The organism is Streptomyces sp. NPDC018693 (assembly GCF_044391385.1).
Taxonomy (GTDB): Bacteria; Actinomycetota; Actinomycetes; order Streptomycetales; family Streptomycetaceae; genus Streptomyces.
Map to the genome: position 1 here is coordinate 57446 of NZ_JBIRZZ010000003.1, position 17470 is coordinate 74915.

14 protein-coding genes and 1 other RNA gene are annotated in these 17470 nt (G+C 71.6%); 12 read left to right on the forward strand and 3 right to left on the reverse strand.

Features of this window, described 5'->3' with window-relative positions; translation table 11 throughout:
- Nucleotides 1-19: 19 nt before the first annotated feature.
- On the reverse strand, nt 20-3505 hold the full coding sequence (locus ACH5AC_RS08580; RefSeq protein WP_398861611.1) for an FHA domain-containing protein: 3486 nt from the start codon (nt 3503-3505) through the stop codon (nt 20-22).
- 391 nt (nt 3506-3896) lie between these two features.
- On the opposite strand from ACH5AC_RS08580, the gene ACH5AC_RS08585 reads away from it, so the two are divergent.
- On the forward strand, nt 3897-5645 hold the full coding sequence (locus ACH5AC_RS08585) for a serine/threonine-protein kinase (protein ID WP_398860968.1): 1749 nt from the start codon (nt 3897-3899) through the stop codon (nt 5643-5645).
- Between the two features lie 122 nt (nt 5646-5767).
- Entirely contained in the window at nt 5768-7009 is a 1242-nt protein-coding gene (locus tag ACH5AC_RS08590; protein WP_398860969.1) for a serine/threonine-protein kinase, read from the forward strand.
- Between the two features lie 48 nt (nt 7010-7057).
- Here the strand turns inward: ACH5AC_RS08590 and ACH5AC_RS08595 are convergent, their stop codons facing one another.
- Nucleotides 7058-7690 (reverse strand): hypothetical protein, encoded by a 633-nt coding sequence (locus ACH5AC_RS08595; protein ID WP_398860970.1) that lies wholly within the window; start codon nt 7688-7690, stop codon nt 7058-7060.
- Between the two features lie 113 nt (nt 7691-7803).
- Between ACH5AC_RS08595 and ACH5AC_RS08600 the strand changes: the two genes are divergently transcribed.
- The 4 genes from ACH5AC_RS08600 (at nt 7804) to ACH5AC_RS08615 (ending at nt 11049) form a co-directional block, all read left to right on the forward strand.
- Complete coding sequence (locus tag ACH5AC_RS08600) at nt 7804-8748, forward strand: Scr1 family TA system antitoxin-like transcriptional regulator (RefSeq protein ID WP_398860972.1); 945 nt, start codon at nt 7804-7806, stop codon at nt 8746-8748.
- Nucleotides 8711-8827 (forward strand): DUF397 domain-containing protein, encoded by a 117-nt coding sequence (locus tag ACH5AC_RS08605; protein ID WP_398861612.1) that lies wholly within the window; start codon nt 8711-8713, stop codon nt 8825-8827. Before ACH5AC_RS08600 ends, ACH5AC_RS08605 begins: the two co-directional genes overlap by 38 nt.
- 51 nt (nt 8828-8878) lie before the next feature.
- Nucleotides 8879-9985, forward strand: coding sequence for a peptide chain release factor 2 (prfB, locus tag ACH5AC_RS08610; RefSeq protein ID WP_398860973.1), 1107 nt, complete (start codon nt 8879-8881; stop codon nt 9983-9985).
- Between the two features lie 293 nt (nt 9986-10278).
- Entirely contained in the window at nt 10279-11049 is a 771-nt protein-coding gene (locus ACH5AC_RS08615) for a hypothetical protein (protein WP_398860975.1), read from the forward strand.
- Between the two features lie 79 nt (nt 11050-11128).
- On the opposite strand, the gene ACH5AC_RS08620 is transcribed toward ACH5AC_RS08615, so the two are convergent.
- The gene (locus ACH5AC_RS08620) at nt 11129-11320 is read right to left on the reverse strand and encodes a hypothetical protein (RefSeq protein WP_398860977.1); all 192 of its coding nucleotides are present in this window, start codon (nt 11318-11320) and stop codon (nt 11129-11131) included.
- Nucleotides 11321-11557: 237 nt separating this feature from the next.
- Between ACH5AC_RS08620 and ftsE the strand changes: the two genes are divergently transcribed.
- The 6 genes from ftsE (at nt 11558) to ssrA (ending at nt 17395) form a co-directional block, all read left to right on the forward strand.
- Entirely contained in the window at nt 11558-12247 is a 690-nt protein-coding gene (ftsE, locus tag ACH5AC_RS08625; RefSeq protein WP_398860978.1) for a cell division ATP-binding protein FtsE, read from the forward strand.
- A 38-nt stretch (nt 12248-12285) separates the two neighbouring features.
- Nucleotides 12286-13203 carry a permease-like cell division protein FtsX gene (ftsX, locus tag ACH5AC_RS08630; protein WP_398860980.1) on the forward strand — a complete coding sequence of 306 codons (918 nt, stop codon included), beginning with the start codon at nt 12286-12288 and terminating at the stop codon, nt 13201-13203.
- A gap of 68 nt (nt 13204-13271) precedes the next feature.
- On the forward strand, nt 13272-14453 hold the full coding sequence (locus ACH5AC_RS08635) for a S41 family peptidase (RefSeq protein WP_398860981.1): 1182 nt from the start codon (nt 13272-13274) through the stop codon (nt 14451-14453).
- Nucleotides 14454-14672: 219 nt separating this feature from the next.
- Nucleotides 14673-16301 carry an IS200/IS605 family accessory protein TnpB-related protein gene (locus ACH5AC_RS08640; protein WP_398860982.1) on the forward strand — a complete coding sequence of 543 codons (1629 nt, stop codon included), beginning with the start codon at nt 14673-14675 and terminating at the stop codon, nt 16299-16301.
- A gap of 67 nt (nt 16302-16368) precedes the next feature.
- A complete protein-coding gene (smpB, locus tag ACH5AC_RS08645; RefSeq protein WP_398861613.1) occupies nt 16369-16911 on the forward strand; it encodes an SsrA-binding protein SmpB in 543 nt (180 codons plus the stop codon).
- A 115-nt stretch (nt 16912-17026) separates the two neighbouring features.
- Nucleotides 17027-17395, forward strand: a transfer-messenger RNA (tmRNA) gene (gene ssrA / locus ACH5AC_RS08650).
- Nucleotides 17396-17470 lie beyond the last annotated feature (75 nt).

The window sequence follows — 17470 nt, forward strand, 5'->3', positions numbered from 1 at the left end:
CCGAAGGGGCGGGCGTCGGCTAAAGAAGTGACGGGACCTGTGCCGCCGACACCTCCCGGGCCGCCCGTTCCAGGGCGCTCGCCAGCAGGGCCAGGTCCGTCGGGCCGTTGCCCAGCTCCCGCACCGGGCGGCGGGCCGGCGGGTCGCCCATGCGGTGCCACTCCAGGGGGACCACCGTGGGGCGCAGGGTCGCCGTGCGGGGGATACGGCCCGAGACCCGGCCGCCCTGGAAACCGGTCGTACGACCGTCCGCACAGGTCAGACGGCCACGCCCGGCGGTCGGTTCGTCCGCGCCGGAGCCGGGCGCGTCGAGTGTGACCCGCAGGCCGGCCCGGCGGGCCGGCTCAGAATCCGCCGTACGGCCATCCGGGCCGGCCGCCACGATCAGATGCACGCCGAGCCGCTCGCCGTCCCGGGCCACCGCCTCCAGCGCCCGCATGACCGAGCCGGCGGCGGGACGGCCGGGGGAGCCGAGCGCCGGGCTGACCAGGGCGTCCAGATCGTCCACGACCACCACCAGCCGGGGCAGCGGGGGCGCCGCCCCGTCCCGCCGCCGGGCCGCCGCGCCGGGGCGCAGCCGCAGGGTGGAGCTGGGCGGGGCGTCGAGGTCGGCGGCGCCGGGGCCGGTGCTGCGTGTGCCTGTGGTGCCGGTGCCGGGTGTGCCCGTGTTGCCGGTGCCGGTGGTCGGGGTGTGCGGGCGGGAGCTCGTGGGGGAGTGCGGGCCGCGCTGGGGGACGAGGCGGCCGGAGACCTCGCGGTGGCGGTGCCACTCCGCGAAGTCCGTCCGGCCCAGCAGCTCCGCCCGCCGCTTCAGCTCGGCGCTCAGCGACTGCGCGAACTCCCGCATGCGCACGGGGTCGTTGGCGGTCAGATGGGTCGTCACATGCGGTACGTCCGTACAGACCCGCAGTCCGTCGCCGTGCCCCGCGCCGCCCTTGCCGACGCTGTCGCGGCCGTCCATCAGGACCATCCCCAGCCGGTCGGGCCGCTCGGCGGCGGCCAGCGAGGCGACGAGCGCCCGCAGCAGCTCCGTACGGCCGCTGCCGGGCGGGCCCTCGACCAGCAGGTGCGGGCCCTCGGCCGCGAGGTCCACGCCGACCGGGCCGCGCGGGCCCGCGCCCAGCACGGCCGTCGCCCTGCCGCCCAGCGCCCCGGTGTCGTCGGCGGCGTCCGCCCAGCGGGCCATCAGGGACGCCGGGGTGGCCCGGGCCAGCCCCAGTTCGTCCAGCAGCCGGGCCGACTGGGGCAGCGGCACGGACACGCGCGCGTGCCGCTCACCGCTGCCGCCGTCCGGGCGCAGCGGGGCCAGGGCCCGCGCGAACCGCTCGGCCCATGCGAGGGAGACCGCGTCGACGGCGGCCATGGTGCCGTGGCCCACCGGGCCGGCCTGCTGCCCCTGCCCGCCGCTCCGGGCGACCCGCAGCAGCCGCAGGGCCGTCGCCACGTCCCCGCTGAGCAGCGCCACCGCACCGCACTCCCGGAACACGGGCACGGCGGCACAGGCGGCCTCGTAGGTCTGCGTCACCGGGGAGGACGGGGAGGCGGCGGCGGTCTCGGCGAGACAGACGACGTGGATGCCGGCCCGGGGCCCGTCGAGAGCCAGCCGGGCCACGGCGGCCCGCAGCGCGGCGGACCCGGGGTCGCCGTCCACGACGAGCACGGCGTAGGGGCCGCCGCCGGATGCCTCGCCGTCCGGGGTGTCGGCCCGGGCCCAGGAGGGGCGGTGTCCGGCCGGCGCGGGGTGCTCCTCCAGTCGGCGCAGGAGTTCGCCGGTGCGGGCGGTGGCCTGTTCCCGGTCGTGGGCGAGGAGGAGACGGCAGTCCTGGCCGTGGCCGGGGCGCACATGGGGCAGCCAGCCCAGCCAGGACCACTCGGCCGTGCGGTCCTGGAGCGGGCGGGAGGGGTCCGTGCTCAGCAGCACGATCTCCAGGGTGTCCGGCGAGTGCAGCGCGGCGAGCTGCGCCAGCACCGCGCGGGCCAGCCCGGACAGCCGCTCACGCGGCCCGGCCAGACCCAGCGAGCCGACCTCACGCAGGCCCGCCGTCACCGGCACGGCGGGCAGCAGACCCGAGCCGTCCGGGGCGGGCCGGTCGGCCGTCCCGAGCCGCACGGTCAGCGCCTCCGGATGCCCGGGGGCGCGCTCCCACAGCCGGGGCCCCGGACCGAGCGCGGTCAGCAGCAGCGCGGCGAGGTCGGGCCAGGTCTCGGGGAGCGCGGCGGCGCCGGCCGAAGCACCGGTGGGGGACGGCACGACATCGTCGCCGTACGCCGACACGTCGCCGTCGGTGTCCCGCCCGCCGGCCCGCCCACCGGCCAGACGCCGCGCCCACGCCGAGAGGCCGCCGCGCTTGCGGGAGGCATGGGGGGCGTCGGCGTCCTGCGATTCGAGGTCGTGCCGCGGATGCGCCCCGCGGGTGTCGGAGGGCACCGCGAACGAGCCGAGACCGGCACGCCCACCGTGGGTGTCCCCCGAGGCAGCGGGGTCCGGCGGGGTGAGATGGGTGGCCGTCGGGCCGAGGGGGGTGGCTCGGTTCTCGCCGTCGGTTCGGTTCCGGACGTCGGTTCGGTTCTGGACGTCGGCTCGGTTCTCGATGTGCGGCGGACGAGCCTGGCCGGGGACCTGGGGCACTTCCGGGGAGCCGGATCGGTGCCGGTCACCGACGGCGGGTTCCGGCTCTTCCGGGCTGTGCGGCCGGTCGCCCCGGGAGGCTTCCGAGGCGTCCAGGTTCAGCGTGCCGTAGGCGTGGCCGGTCGGACCCGAGGGGCCTCGCTCCACGGTTCCCGCGGGGGCCTCGGCATCGGCGTCCGCCCCCGTTGCCGTATCCCCGCTCTCTTGGCCACCGCACGGCACGCGCATGTGCCCCTCGCCGTCCTGGATCGTCGCCACGCGGGTCTCCGGGCCGCCCCGGGAGGTCAGCCGCAGGGTCGATTCGCCGATGCGCAGGAGGGCGCCCGGAGGAAAGGGGAGCGCGCGGGCGCGCACAGGGGTGCCGTCCAGCGTGGTGCCGTTGGTGGAGTTCAGGTCGGCGACCGTGACGCGGCCGTCGGGGCCGAGGGTGACCGCGCAGTGGAGGCGGGAGACGTCCGGGTCGTCGAGCGGGACGTCCGCGTCGGCGGAGCGGCCGATGCGGACCTGGCCGCCATGGAGGAGGTGGACGCCGCCCGCGTCGGGGCCCGCGACCACGTGCAGGCGCGCCGGGGCGTCGTCGACCTCGGGATGCGGCTCGGGGTCGGCGGGGGCGCCCAGGGAGAGCACGGCGCCGTCGGTCAGCGGCGGCTCACCGAGCGTGCTGCGCCGCGTGTCCAGGCGCTCCGCGCCCGCGTAGAGCACCACCGCCCCGCCGCCGGCCGCCTCGCCGGAGACCGCCGTGGCGAGCGCCGACGCCACCGCCGCCAGGGCCGTGCCCGCGGGCGCCGTGACCAGCACGTCGCAGCTCGCGGCGCGCCCCCGCGCCCGATCCGCGGGCGGGCTCTGCGGGTCTACGACGGTCAGCCGGATCTGCATCGCCGTCAGCGGTCCCTTCTGCGCGGGCGGCGCGGAACTCCCCCCACCCCACACGAGCACGTCGGCCAGTAGTGCACGCATCCTCGCACCTGTCACCGACAACGCGCCCGCCGCCCGGAGGCAAGTGATCTTGATTGGTCGGCTCTGCCCGCAAAAGTGCCTGACCGGGACCGCACCGGCGACCGCTTGGGACCGGTATTGAGATCGGTCACGTCCGCTCTCGGCAACCCACGGACCGAGTCGAGCGTCTTTCCTTTGAACGTGTACCGGAACGTGTACGGGACGAGTGCGGAACGGGTACGGAAAGCCGTACACGCGGCGCACTGAGCCGTCACAGCCGACGGCACTACAGTGGGTCGGAACGTAGGGCAAGCAACAGGGAGCGCATGACGTGCGGCCGGTAGGGAGCAAGTACCTCCTTGAGGAGCCGCTGGGGCGCGGCGCCACAGGGACGGTGTGGCGAGGACGTCAGCGCGAGACCGCGGGCGCGGAGGCGGCCGTCGCGGGTCAGCCCGGCGAGACGGTCGCGATCAAGGTCCTCAAGGAGGAGCTGGCGAGCGACCCCGATGTGGTGATGCGCTTCCTGCGGGAGCGCTCGGTGCTGCTCCGCCTGACCCACCCGAACATCGTCCGGGTCCGCGACCTCGTCGTGGAAGGCGATCTGCTGGCGCTCGTCATGGACCTCGTGGAGGGCCCCGATCTGCACCGCTACCTCCGTGAGAACGGCCCCTTCACCCCCGTCGCCGCCGCCCTGCTCACCGCCCAGGTCGCCGACGCGCTCGCCGCCAGCCACGCCGACGGCGTCGTCCACCGCGACCTGAAGCCCGCCAACGTGCTGCTCCAGCAGCAGGGCGGCCAGATGCACCCGCTGCTGACCGACTTCGGCATCGCGCGCCTGGCCGACTCCCCGGGCCTGACCCGCACCAGCGAGTTCGTCGGCACGCCCGCGTATGTCGCGCCGGAGTCCGCCGAGGGCCGTCCGCAGACCTCCGCGGTCGATATCTACGGCGCCGGCATCCTGCTGTACGAGCTGGTCACCGGCCGCCCGCCGTTCGCCGGCGGCTCGGCCCTGGAGGTCCTGCACCAGCACCTGAACGCCGAGCCGCGCCGCCCGTCCACCGTGCCCGACCCGCTGTGGACGGTGATCGAGCGCTGCCTGCGCAAGAACCCCGCCGAACGGCCCAGTGCCATGAGCCTCGCGCGCGGGCTGCGCATCGTCGCCGAGGGCATCGGCGTGCACGCGAACTCGATGCAGATCGCCGCCGCGGAGGGCGTGGGCCATGTCCTGGCCCCCGACCCGGCCCCGGCCGCCGTGCCCGGCTCGGGCGCCGCCGACGCCACCCAGGTGCTGCCGCACGGCTCGGCGGCGGGCCCGCAGGGGGCGTACGACCCGAACGCCGCGACCAGCGTGCTGCCGCACACGCCCGGCGCGCAGCACCCGGCGGGCGCCGCCGACCCCACCGCCGTACTGCCGCAGACCGGGGCGCCGGCCGGAGCCGCCGACCCGACCGCCGTGATGCCGCCGGTGCCGCCGGGCCAGCCGGGCCAGCAGGGCGAGCAGCCGCACCCCTGGCAGACCCAGCTGCGCGCCGCCCGGGACCGCAACGAGCAGACCCAGGTCCAGTACCTCCCCCCTGACGAGGACCCGCTGCGCCGCCGCCCGCAGCGCCAGGTCGCCCGCCCGCAACAGCAGCAGCGCCCGCAGCAGGCCCCACCGGCCGGTTACGGCTACCCGCAGCAGGCCCCCCAGCAGCCGCCGCAGCGCTACGCCCAGCACCCGCAGCAGTACCAGCAGCCCCAGCAGCAGTACCCGCAGCCCCAGCAGCCCCCTCAACCCCAGCGCTACGCCCCGCCGCCCGCGCCGGAGCCCCAGCCCCGGCAGGCGCAGCGGCCCGCGCCCGAGCCCCGGGAGCCGCGCGCGCCCCGGCAGCGCAGCGCCAACCCGATGAAGATCCCCGGCCTCGGCTGTCTGAAGGGCTGTCTCTTCTCGATCGTCATCCTGGTCGTGGCCGGATGGATGATCTGGGAGTTCACCCCGCTGCAGGACTGGATCGGCACCGGCAAGGGCTACTGGGAGCAGCTCGGCGACTGGTTCACGGAGGTGACCGGCTTCTTCGAGGACCTGGGCGGCGGCCGCTAGGGCACAAAGGTCGACAAGTTTGCAGCTTTGTCGACATCTGACGGGTGATTTACGTCCCCGCGGTGAACGCCGGCTCGTCGGACGCGTACTTTTAACCGCAACACGCGTCTGTAGGAGCAGCCTTGGCACGGAAGATCGGCAGCCGGTACACCGCCCACCAGATCCTGGGGCGGGGCAGCGCCGGCACGGTGTGGCTGGGCGAGGGTCCCGACGGCCCCGTCGCCATCAAGCTGCTGCGCGAGGACCTCGCGTCGGACGAGGAGCTGGTGAGCCGCTTCGTACAGGAGCGCACCGCGCTGCTGGGCCTCGACCACCCGCACGTGGTCTCCGTACGCGACCTCGTCGTCGACGGCAACGACCTGGCCCTGGTCATGGACCTCGTCCGGGGCACCGATCTGCGCACCCGCCTCGACCGGGACCGCAGGCTCGCCCCCGAGGCCGCCGTCGCGATCGTGGCCGACGTCGCCGAGGGGCTGGCCGCCGCGCACGCGGCCGGGGTCGTCCACCGCGACGTCAAGCCGGAGAACGTCCTCCTGGACATGCAGGGGCCCCTCGGCCCCGGCGGCTCCCACCGCGCCCTCCTCACGGACTTCGGCGTCGCGAAGCTCATCGACACCCCGAAGCGGACCCGCGCCACAAAGATCATCGGCACGCCGGACTACCTCGCCCCGGAGATCGTCGAGGGCCTCCCGCCCCGCGCCGCCGTCGACATCTACGCCCTCGCGACGGTTCTGTACGAACTCCTCGCCGGCTTCACGCCGTTCGGCGGCGGCCACCCCGGCGCCGTACTGCGCCGCCACGTCACGGAGACGGTCGCCCCCCTCCCCGGCATCCCGGACGAACTCTGGCAACTGCTCGTCCAATGCCTGGCCAAGGCCCCGGCCTCCCGCCTGCGCGCCTCCGAACTCGCCACCCGCCTACGCGAGTTGCTCCCCATGCTGTCCGGCATGCCCCCACTGGACGTCGACGAGCCGGACACGGACTCGCCCGACGACGCCGACGAGACCCTCGCCACCCAGCCGACCCCTCAGACCGCCCGCGTCCGCCGGGGCGCAGTCCCCCTCGTCCCCGGAGCCAAGCCCGACTCCAACCGCGACACCCACACCTCGATGAGGGTCCCGGGCCCCGACGAACTCTCCGGCGGCGCCCACGGCACAGCCCGCGTCCCCCGCTCCCCAGGAGCCCCCCGCCCGGGCTCGGCCCGCAACCGCACGACCACCCGGCGCCGCAGGATCACCCTGACCGTGGCAGCCGCGGCACTGGCCGCGGCCGTGGGCGCAGGCGCCTGGCTGGCAACCTCAGCCGACAAACCCGACGGCCCGCCCCAGAGCGGTACGACGACATCGGCCCCGGCAACGCCGTAGCGCTCTACGGGCGTTGCGCCGTCTGAGGATCTCGAGGTGCTGCCGCATTCAACGGGGGCCTCGCGCCTCTTCCTGGGGTTCCAGCACCGCGTAGTCGCCGAAGACGCGGCGGTAGCGCAGGTGGTGGGTCTGTTGGGAGTGCTTGCGCTGCCATTCCTCGACCTGGGCGGGGTCGTGGCGTACGCCGGACTCGGCGCCGCAGTCCTTCTCGTCGCCTGACACGCAGCGTGCCTCGTACTCGGGCATGGCCGTCGCGTCCTGGACGATCGAGTACGGGACGTAGCGGAAGACCCGGCGGGTTCGGGTGGTGGTGTGCTCGTGCTCCTGGTGGCGGCGCAGGAGTACGTTCGCGTCGGTCACCGCGCTGGCGTCGTGGCGGGCTCGGGCCTGGTCGCGTCGGCCGGCCAGGTCCGTGCAGGTGCCGCAGCCGGGGACGGGGGCGGGTGGGCGTCCGAGGTCGTCGGAGGGCCGGTGCGTACGGCGGTTCGCCGCGCGTACACCGGCCCCGATCCGCTCCGCCTGCGTGGCCGGGCGGATCAGCGCCGGGTCGGCTTCCCACTCCCGGCCGCCGCCCACCGGGCGCAGCAGGGCGTACGGGCCCGCCTTCCCCTGGTACTCCCCGACCTTGTTCGTCGCCGGGTCGTAGACCTGCATCCCGGGCTCGAAAGCCGTCGTTTCCATGCTTACTCCGCACATCGCCAACTACTCTGTGTTGATCGAGCGTTGCTCAGAGGAGTGCCGGGTCGCAACGGCAGACCCGTGTCATTGATCGACTGTCACAGGGGGAGGCGGCCATGAGTCGACGCAATGCGGAAGGGAGTGCGGGGGCCACCGCGCCGGCCGTCTTCGGCGAGGTGCTCAAGCACTTCCGCGAAGCCGCCGGTCTCACGCAGGAGGCGCTGGCCGCGCAGATTCCGTGCGACCGGTCCCATGTCGCCCGCATCGAGGCGGGTACGCGGGTGCCGCAGGACACGTTCGCGAAGATGTGCGATGAGTTGTTGGGCACCGGTGGGGTGTTGCTGCGGTTGTGGGGGAAGATCGACTGGTACCCCGAGGTGCAGCATTCGGACTGGTTCGAGCGTAGGGCCAGGATGGACGCGGATGCCGTGGATCTGCGCGAGTATCAAGAGCGCGTCATTCCGGGCTTGTTGCAGACGCCCGACTATGCGTGGGCGCTGTTCGCGCGCGTCATGAGTGACGCTGAGGCGGAGGAGCGCGTCCGCGCCCGACTGAGCCGACAGCAGCGCTTCCTGGCCGACGACGGTCCGTTTTACGTTGCCCTCCTGGACGAGAGCTGTCTGCGGAACGTGGTGGGAAGCGCGGGCGTCATGCGCGGCCAGTGCGCGCACCTGTTGGAGGTCGCGCGCCGCGCCAACGTCCGTATTCAGGTGGTCCCCTCGTACCTGCCGTACGTCATCCGTCCCAACAGCTCCATGTCGCTGATCGAACTGCCCGACGGGCAGCGGTGGGTGTACTCGGAGTCGCTGGATCGCGGTCATTTCAACAGTGATCCAACCGTCTTCAGGCGGCACAGCCGAGCCTATGATGTGCTCAGGGCGGACGTACCGTCGGCCCGCGAGTCCGTCGCTCTGATCAGCGACGTGATGGAGGGGTACGAGCAGCATGGACAGGTACGAGCTGAGCGCGGCGACCTGGATCAAGAGCAGCCACAGCGGCGACAACGGCGGCAACTGCATCGAAATAGCCCCCGCTATCCCCGACGTCGTCCCCGTCCGTGACAGCAAGAACCCCGACGGGCCGGTGCTCGTCGTCAGCCGGGTGGCCTGGCTGGCGTTCGTCTCGCGTTACGGAGCGTGACCGGGTAGTCGCCGGGGCATGCCGCCTGGCGGAGCCGTTACGCTGGAGGGCGTGGCAGTCGTCGATGTATCCGAAGAGCTCAAGTCCCTCTCCTCGACCATGGAGTCGATCGAGGCCGTTCTGGACCTCGACAAGCTGAGGGCAGACATCGCCGTGCTCGAGGAGCAGGCGGCCGCGCCGTCCCTGTGGGACAACCCGGACGAGGCGCAGAAGATCACCAGCAAGCTGTCCCACCTCCAGGCGGAGGTGAGGAAGGCCGAGGCGCTGCGCGGACGGATCGACGATCTCGTCGTGCTGTTCGAGATGGCCGAGGAGGAGGACGACCCGGACACCCGGGCCGAGGCCGAGTCCGAGCTCGCGGCGGTCAAGAAGGCGCTGGACGAGATGGAGGTCCGGACGCTGCTCAGCGGTGAGTACGACTCCCGTGAGGCGCTCGTCAACATCCGCGCCGAGGCCGGTGGCGTGGACGCCGCCGACTTCGCCGAGAAGCTCCAGCGGATGTACCTGCGCTGGGCCGAGCAGCGCGGCTACAAGACGGAGCTGATCGAGACGTCGTACGCCGAAGAGGCCGGCATCAAGTCGACCACCTTCTCCGTGCAGGCGCCGTACGCCTACGGGACCCTGTCCGTCGAGCAGGGCACGCACCGGCTGGTCCGGATCTCCCCGTTCGACAACCAGGGGCGTCGGCAGACCTCCTTCGCGGGTGTCGAGGTCCTCCCCGTCGTCGAGCAGTCCGACCACGTCGAGATCGACGAGAGCGAGCTGCGGATCGACGTGTACCGGTCCTCCGGGCCGGGTGGCCAGGGTGTGAACACGACCGACTCCGCCGTGCGCATCACCCACCTGCCCACCGGCATCGTCGTCTCCTGTCAGAACGAGCGGTCGCAGATCCAGAACAAGGCCACCGCGATGAACGTCCTCCAGGCGAAGCTCCTTGAGCGCCGCCGACAGGAGGAGCAGGCCAAGATGGACGCCCTCAAGGGCGACGGCGGCAACTCGTGGGGCAACCAGATGCGGTCCTACGTCCTGCACCCGTACCAGATGGTCAAGGACCTGCGCACCGAGTTCGAGGTCGGTAACCCGGAGGCCGTGTTCAACGGCGAGATCGACGGTTTCCTGGAGGCCGGCATTCGCTGGCGCAAGCAGCAGGAGAAGTAAATTTGTCGACATGACAACCGCCCGCCATACCGGCTCGGTATTCGCGGGCGGTTGTTGTTTGTCTGGGTTTTACATCACACTCACAGGTCTGAGACCCGGCATTGCGTACGGAGCTGGACATTGCGTGCGCAACGGCCTTGACGCTGCTTTGAAAAATGGGAAGGGTGAAGGCTGGCATGCGTATCTCTGGGGCGCATGTGAGCCGGGGGACTTCGCTACAACTCAGCTGCCTCCGTTGATCACGGCCCCGAGCGCGGCCTCATTGACGAACAGCTACTGGGGGTAGCAACCATATGACCAATAAGACGCGGATCCGGGTCGCGCGCATCGCCGCCGGCGCTGTGATCGCCGCGGGCGCCTCGCTGACCGTGGCCGGCGCGGCCCAGGCAATCGACGGCAACGAAGGCGGCGAGAGCGGCCTCGTCGCGACGCTCGAGGTCCAGAACGAGAACGAGAACGACCCGTGCGACATCGTCGTCACGCCGGACTGTGAGAACCCGGAGGTGCCTCCCACGAACCCGGAGGTGCCCCCGACCAACCCGGAAGTGCCTCCCACGAACCCGGAGGTGCCCCCGACCAACCCGGAGGTCCCTCCCACGAATCCGGAGGTCCCTCCGACCAACCCGGAGGTGCCCCCGACCAACCCGGAGGTCCCTCCCACGAACCCGGGTAACGGTGGCTCCAACGGCAACGGCGGCTCCGGCAACAACGGCGGCTCCGGAAACAACGGCGGCTCCGGCAACGGTGGGTCCGAGAACGGCAACGGTGGCTCCGACAGCAGCACCGGCGGTTCCGGCAGCGGTACCGGCGGCAGCAACACCGACACCAACGGTGGCGGTAACAACAACTCCGCGCAGAACGTGGGCAGCTCCGCGCTGACCGACACCTCGCAGACCTCGGGCTCGTCCGACAACACCGCCCAGGGCGGCGACAAGGAGCTGGCCGAGACCGGTGCCGGTCAGACGACCTTCCTGATCGTCGGCGCCGCCACCATGATCGCCGGTGGTATCGGCTTCCGCGTCCTTCCGCGCCTCGCGGCCGGCCGGGGTGCCGCTGCCGCCTGACGGTAGGCACAAGTAGCTACGAAGGAGGCCCGGAGCAGCCAGCTCCGGGCCTCTTCGGTTACGTACTCGGTTTACGTACTCACGCGGTCTGGTGCGCCAGCAGCGCCACCGCCGCGACCAGCACCGCCAGCAGCGCGATCAGGGCTATCGGGTTCAGGCCCGCCAAGAAGTTCTCCTGCTGCAGCCGCTCGCGGTTCGCACGGCACACGGGGCACCGGCCCTCGCTCACGGGCGCGGCGCAGTTCGCGCACACCAACCGGTCGTACGTCATGCGCTCGCCCTCCTTGCACCGGTTCTGCTCCATACAACGCACACGGAAACCCGAACGTTCCCCCACCACTGTGCCAGGTTCCCGCAAGGCCCGCGCGGGGCGTCCCGGAGTGGAGACCTTGTACAGAACACCGGGCAAAAGCGCACAAGCCCCACCGAACCCCGTACGGCGCCTGCGCTTGCGGGCCCCGGTCGCGTATGGTCACGCCATCTACCCCCGGCGACCCGTGGTGCACCCGTGATCCGATTCGACAACGTCTCCAAGGTCTACCCCAAGCAGAGCCACCCCGCCCTCAGGGATGTGTCCCTTGAGGTCGAGAAGGGCGAGTTCGTCTTCCTCGTGGGATCCTCCGGCTCCGGAAAGTCCACCTTCCTGCGGCTGATCCTCCGCGAGGAGCGGGCCAGCCACGGGCAGGTGCACGTCCTGGGCAAGGACCTCGCGCGCCTCTCCAACTGGAAGGTGCCGCAGATGCGCCGCCAGCTGGGGACGGTGTTCCAGGACTTCCGGCTCCTGCCGAACAAGACGGTCGGCGAGAACGTCGCCTTCGCGCAGGAGGTCATCGGCAAGTCGCGCGGCGAGATCCGCAAGTCCGTGCCGCAGGTGCTCGACCTCGTCGGGCTGGGCGGGAAAGAGGACCGGATGCCCGGTGAGCTCTCCGGCGGTGAGCAGCAGCGTGTGGCCATCGCGCGGGCCTTCGTCAACCGGCCGAAGCTGCTCATCTGCGACGAGCCCACCGGCAACCTCGACCCGCAGACCTCCGTCGGCATCATGAAGCTGCTGGACCGGATCAACCGGACGGGCACGACCGTGGTGATGGCGACGCACGACCAGAACATCGTGGACCAGATGCGCAAGCGCGTCATCGAGCTGGAGAAGGGCCGCCTCGTCCGCGACCAGGCGCGCGGTGTCTACGGCTACCAGCACTGACCGCTGACACGCTCCACGGAAAGGCTTAACCAGACGCCATGCGCGCCCAGTTCGTACTGTCCGAGATCGGTGTCGGTCTCCGCCGCAACCTGACGATGACGTTCGCCGTCGTCGTCTCCGTCGCCCTGTCGCTGGCCCTCTTCGGCGGTTCGCTGCTCATGAGCGACCAGGTCAACACCATGAAGGGCTACTGGTACGACAAGGTCAACGTCTCGATCTACCTCTGCAACAAGAGCGACGCCGAGGTGGACTCCAACTGCGCCAAGGGCGCGGTCACCGAGGACCAGAAGAAGGAGATCCTCGCCGACCTGAAGAAGATGCCCGCGGTCGACACGGTCCTCTACGAGTCGCAGGACGAGGCGTACAAGCACTACAAGGAGCAGTTCGGCCAGTCCCCGCTGGCCGCCTCGCTCACGCCGGACCAGATGCAGGAGTCGTACCGGGTCAAGCTGAAGGACCCGGAGAAGTACCAGGTCGTCGCCACCGCCTTCGACGGGCGGGACGGGGTGCAGTCCGTGGAGGACCAGAAGGAGACCCTCGACAACCTCTTCCAGCTGCTCAACGGCATGAACTGGGCCGCGCGCGCGGTGATGGCGCTGATGCTCGTCGTGGCGCTGATGCTGATCGTCAACACGGTGCGCGTCTCCGCGTTCAGCCGAAGGCGCGAGACCGGGATCATGCGCCTCGTCGGTGCCTCGGGCTTCTACATCCAAGCGCCGTTCATCGCGGAGGCCGCGGTCGCCGGACTCATCGGAGGCGCCGTCGCCTGCGGTTTCCTGGTGATCGCCCGGTACTTCATCATCGATCACGGCCTGGCCCTGTCCCAGAAGCTGGAGCTGATCGACTTCATCGGCTGGGACGCCGTTCTGACGAAGCTTCCGCTCATCCTGGCCACCAGCCTGCTGATGCCCGCATTGGCGGCGTTCTTCGCGTTGCGCAAGTACCTCAAGGTGTGACGCACGCCAAGAGGGCCGCACGGGCAAGTCCCCGTACGGCCCTTTTGCGTTCCCCTAGACTCACCGCCATGTCAGAGCGTGACCTGTTCTGTCAGCCCCGCCGTGTCGGCCGCGGGGCCGTCCTGACGTTGGTGTTCGCCGGTGTGCTCGTCGCCGGGGCGGCCACCGGGTCGCTGCCGGGGACCACCGGTGAGCCGCGGGGCACGGACGGTGAGGCGCGGCAGGCCGTCGCGCCGAGCAGCCGACACGCCGAGGTCGCGGAGGCCGCCGCCGAGGCGATGGCGGACGGGAAGTCACCGGTGGAGGCCGCCGAGCGCGCCGTCAGCCGGAGCGGGGACCGCTGGGGTGCCGTCTACTCCGAGGGCGAGTACGAGGAGTTCGCGCGGGCCCTCGACGGCCGCTACACCGGCGTCGGGCTGGGCGCGCGGCGTCAGCGGGACGGCCGTATCGAGGTGACCCGGGTGCAGAGCGGGTCGCCCGCGGCGGCCGCCGGGCTCCGGGCCGGGGACCGGCTGATCAGTGTCGACGGCCGGCAGGTGGACGGGCTGCCCGTCACCGACGTCGTCTCCTTACTGCGCGGTGACGCCACCGACGCGGCGGCCGGTACGCCGGTCACGCTCCGCCTGGAGCGCGGCACGCGCGCGTGGAGCCAGACGCTGCGCCGGGCCAGCCTGTCGACCGACTCGGTCACCGTGCAGAAGCTCGCCGACGAGGTCACCGTCATCAGGATCGGCGCCTTCACCAAGGGCGTCGGGGAGTCCGTACGGACCGCCGTACGGAAGGCCCCCGCCGGCGCCCGGTTCGTGCTCGACCTGCGCGGCAACTCCGGGGGACTGGTCACCGAGGCCGTCGGCACCGCCTCCGCCTTCCTCGACGGAGGGCTCGTCGCCACGTACGACGTCGACGGCGACCAGCGCGCCCTGCACGCCGAGCCCGGCGGCGACACCACCAGGCCCCTGGTCACCCTGGTCGACGGCGGCACCATGAGCGCGGCCGAGCTGCTCACCGGCGCCCTCCAGGACCGCGGCCGCGCCGTCGTCGTCGGCTCCCGCACCTTCGGCAAGGGCTCGGTGCAGATGCCGAGCCGCCTGCCCGACGGCTCCGTCGCGGAGCTCACCGTCGGCCACTACCGCACCCCCTCCGGCCACACCGTCGACGGCACCGGCATCACGCCGGACCTGGAGGCGGACGGTTCGGACACCGCAGCGCTGCGGCAGGCGGAGACCGTGCTCAGCGGGCTGGGCGGGTAGCGGGCCCTGCCGGGGGCGACGGCTCGGGGGTTGTGAACAGGTGGCGACTGACGGCGCTTGAGCGTGTTCTGGCGTGCAGGTGTGAGTTTCCGGGCAGTGGTTGGCATCCCGCATTCCGGTGGGGAACGGGAGTTCGTGTATCGGATGTGTGACCTTTGCCGGTGGTGGTCGTTGGGTGTGGTGACGGATTTCCGCGACACCGGTTGGGGGGTGAAAGGGGTGGGTGGGCTGCGGGAGGTGGCGGCGCCGTTCGTGGTGCCCGGCCCCTCGGGGGTCGCGATCCGGACCCGGCTCAAGCACCTGACCGCCGGGGACGAGACGGTACTGCGTCTGGTCGGCGACCACCTCGGCTCGCTCGCTTCCCGTGATCTGAAGGCACGGTGCGCGGCCGGGCCGGAGCACGGCGGTGAGCAGTGGGCCGAGCGCAAGCGCGCTCTCACGCAGGAGTCCTCCTCCCGCTGGGCCGGGTCGGTCACGAAGGCCACCCACGACCAGTGGGCACTCGCCCGGCGCGGCCAGCTCGCGCACATCCAGAGCCTTCAAGCCGGGATCGACACCATCGGGCACCGGCTGTCCCTGCCCGTGGGGGCGAAGGGCAGCAAGAAGGCTCCGGGCGGCTACCGCAGCAGGCAGGAATGGTTCGCCAAGTCCCGCCGCCTGCGTGTGCTGGAGGACCGGCTTCAAACAGCCCGGGCGGAGCGTGAGGCCGGGCGGGTGCGCGTGGTGCGCGGTGGGAAACGGCTGATGAACACCCGCCACCACCTGGAACAGGCGCAGCTCACGGAAGAGCAGTGGCGCAAGCGGTGGGAGGCCGGGCGCCGGTTCCTGCAGGCCGATGGCGAGTCCGGGAAGCGGTTCGGCAACGAGACCATCCGGGTCACCGACGACGGCGAGGTCTCGATCAGGCTTCCCGCGCCGCTGACGCACCTGGCGAACGCCCCGCACGGCCGGTACGTCCTCACCACCCGTGTGGCGTTCGCACACCGGGGTGAGCAGTGGGCCGACCGCGTGGCGGCGAACCGGGCCGTGGCCTATCGCATCCACGAGGACGTGATCCGCGGGCGCTGGTACCTGAGCGCGTCCTGGACGATCCCCCCGGCCCAGACGGTGCCGCTGGAGGCGGCCCGTGCCGGTGGCCTGATCGGCTTCGACACCAACGCCGACCACCTCGCCGCCTGGCGCCTCGACACACACGGCAACCCCATCGGCAACCCACGGCGCTTCTTCTACGACCTGTCCGGCACCAGCCGGCACCGCGACGCGCAGGTCAGACACGCCCTGATCCGCCTGCTGCACTGGGCCGAGCGCCACGGCCTGGCCATCGCGCTCGAAGACCTCGACTTCCAGGCGGAGACCACCCGGGAGAAGCACGGCCGCCGCAAACGGTTCCGCCACCTCATCTCCGGCATGCCCGTCAGCAGGCTGCGCGCCCGGCTGGTGTCCATGGCGGCCGAACTCGGCATCCCCGTCGTCGCCGTCGACCCCGCCTACACCAGCAAGTGGGGCGCCCAGCACTGGCAGAAGCCCCTCACCAGCAAGAACAGGAAGACTTCTCGCCACGACGCGGCCGCCGTGGCGATCGCAAGACGCGCCCTGGGACACCCGATCCGGCGACGGACGGCACCGCCCCCGCACGACCGGAGCGATCGTGCGGGGCATCGGACCGACCAGGCCGAACCGGTGGCCCCGGGGCGTGAGGGAAACCGCCCCCGCATCCCCGGACCACGGACACGATCCGTGTACGCCGGACGCGGAGCGAACGCGGTCGACCAGAACGCCCAACACCGTTCGGGGCGCTCGGCTGAGCACGAGTCCTGGCAACAGGACTCACTCCCACTCAGTCTCTAGGAACGGTTAATGGCTTCCCGTCGGCCCCCTCCGTGGTGCGAAAATGGACGGCACTATGAGCAAGGGAATGTACGTACCCAAGGAGTCCCAGCCCAAGAAGGGCGGGACGGCCGCCAAGGCCAAGGACGGCGAGAAGGGCGGCAAGCGCAAGATCGTCGCGCAGAACAAGAAGGCCCGCCACGACTACGCCATCATCGACACCTACGAGGCCGGGCTGGTGCTCACCGGCACCGAGGTGAAGTCGCTGCGCCAGGGCCGTGCCTCGCTGGTCGACGGCTTCGTCCAGGTCGACGGGGGCGAGGCGTGGCTGTTCAACGCGCACATCCCCGAGTACAGCCAGGGCAGCTGGACCAACCACTCCGCGCGCCGCAAGCGCAAGCTGCTGCTGCACCGCGAGGAGATCGACAAGCTGGCGGTCAAGGCGGACGAGACGGGGCACACCATCGTGCCGCTCGCCCTGTACTTCAAGGACGGACGCGCGAAGGCCGAGATCGCGCTCGCACGGGGCAAGAAGGAGTACGACAAGCGGCAGACCCTGCGTGAGCAGCAGGACCGGCGCGAGGCGGACCGGGCGATCGCGGCGGCGAAGCGGCGGCAGCGGGGCGCGTAGCGGGGCGTGGAGCAGGGCGCCCAGGGGGGCGGGAATACGCTGGCATCGGCGTGCGTTGGTCACGTACGATGGCGCCTGTACCCCACAGCGGGTACAGGGTTTGAAAAATCAACATGGGGATGATCGGTTTCGACAGCGGCTGTCGAAGCAGGGGAAGCGTGTCGAGGAAGCGGCCATGATCTCGTAAACCACAGGCCGAAACCAATAATCGCCAACACCAAGCGCGATTCCTTCGCCCTCGCTGCCTAAGTAGCGACTTGCGAAGTGTCAGCCCGGGGCTGTTCCCGACCCGGATCCTGGCATCAGCTAGGGAACTAAACCTTGATCCCGGTCACGGGGTGAAGAGGGAAATCAAACAGTGACTGAGCCCGTTCCGGACTTGTCTGGGTGATCCGGAGGGCTGAGAAACTCGCACCAGACTGCACACGGAGAAGCCCTGGTTCCGCACCGTTGGACGCGGGTTCGATTCCCGCCATCTCCACTCATCCCATGTGGCGAAAGCCCCGCTGCTCCTTCCCGAGCAGCGGGGCTTTCGCGTTGACGTCAAACGAACGTCCAC

Coding starts and splice junctions, on each gene's coding strand:
- ACH5AC_RS08580 (WP_398861611.1), bottom strand. CDS start 3,505: ATGCAGATCCGGCTGACCGTCGTAGACCCGCAGAGCCCGCCCGCGGAT.
- ACH5AC_RS08595 (WP_398860970.1), bottom strand. CDS start 7,690: ATGGAAACGACGGCTTTCGAGCCCGGGATGCAGGTCTACGACCCGGCG.
- ACH5AC_RS08600 (WP_398860972.1), top strand. CDS start 7,804: ATGAGTCGACGCAATGCGGAAGGGAGTGCGGGGGCCACCGCGCCGGCC.
- ACH5AC_RS08615 (WP_398860975.1), top strand. CDS start 10,279: ATGACCAATAAGACGCGGATCCGGGTCGCGCGCATCGCCGCCGGCGCT.
- ACH5AC_RS08620 (WP_398860977.1), bottom strand. CDS start 11,320: ATGACGTACGACCGGTTGGTGTGCGCGAACTGCGCCGCGCCCGTGAGC.
- ftsX (WP_398860980.1), top strand. CDS start 12,286: ATGCGCGCCCAGTTCGTACTGTCCGAGATCGGTGTCGGTCTCCGCCGC.
- ACH5AC_RS08635 (WP_398860981.1), top strand. CDS start 13,272: ATGTCAGAGCGTGACCTGTTCTGTCAGCCCCGCCGTGTCGGCCGCGGG.
- smpB (WP_398861613.1), top strand. CDS start 16,369: ATGTACGTACCCAAGGAGTCCCAGCCCAAGAAGGGCGGGACGGCCGCC.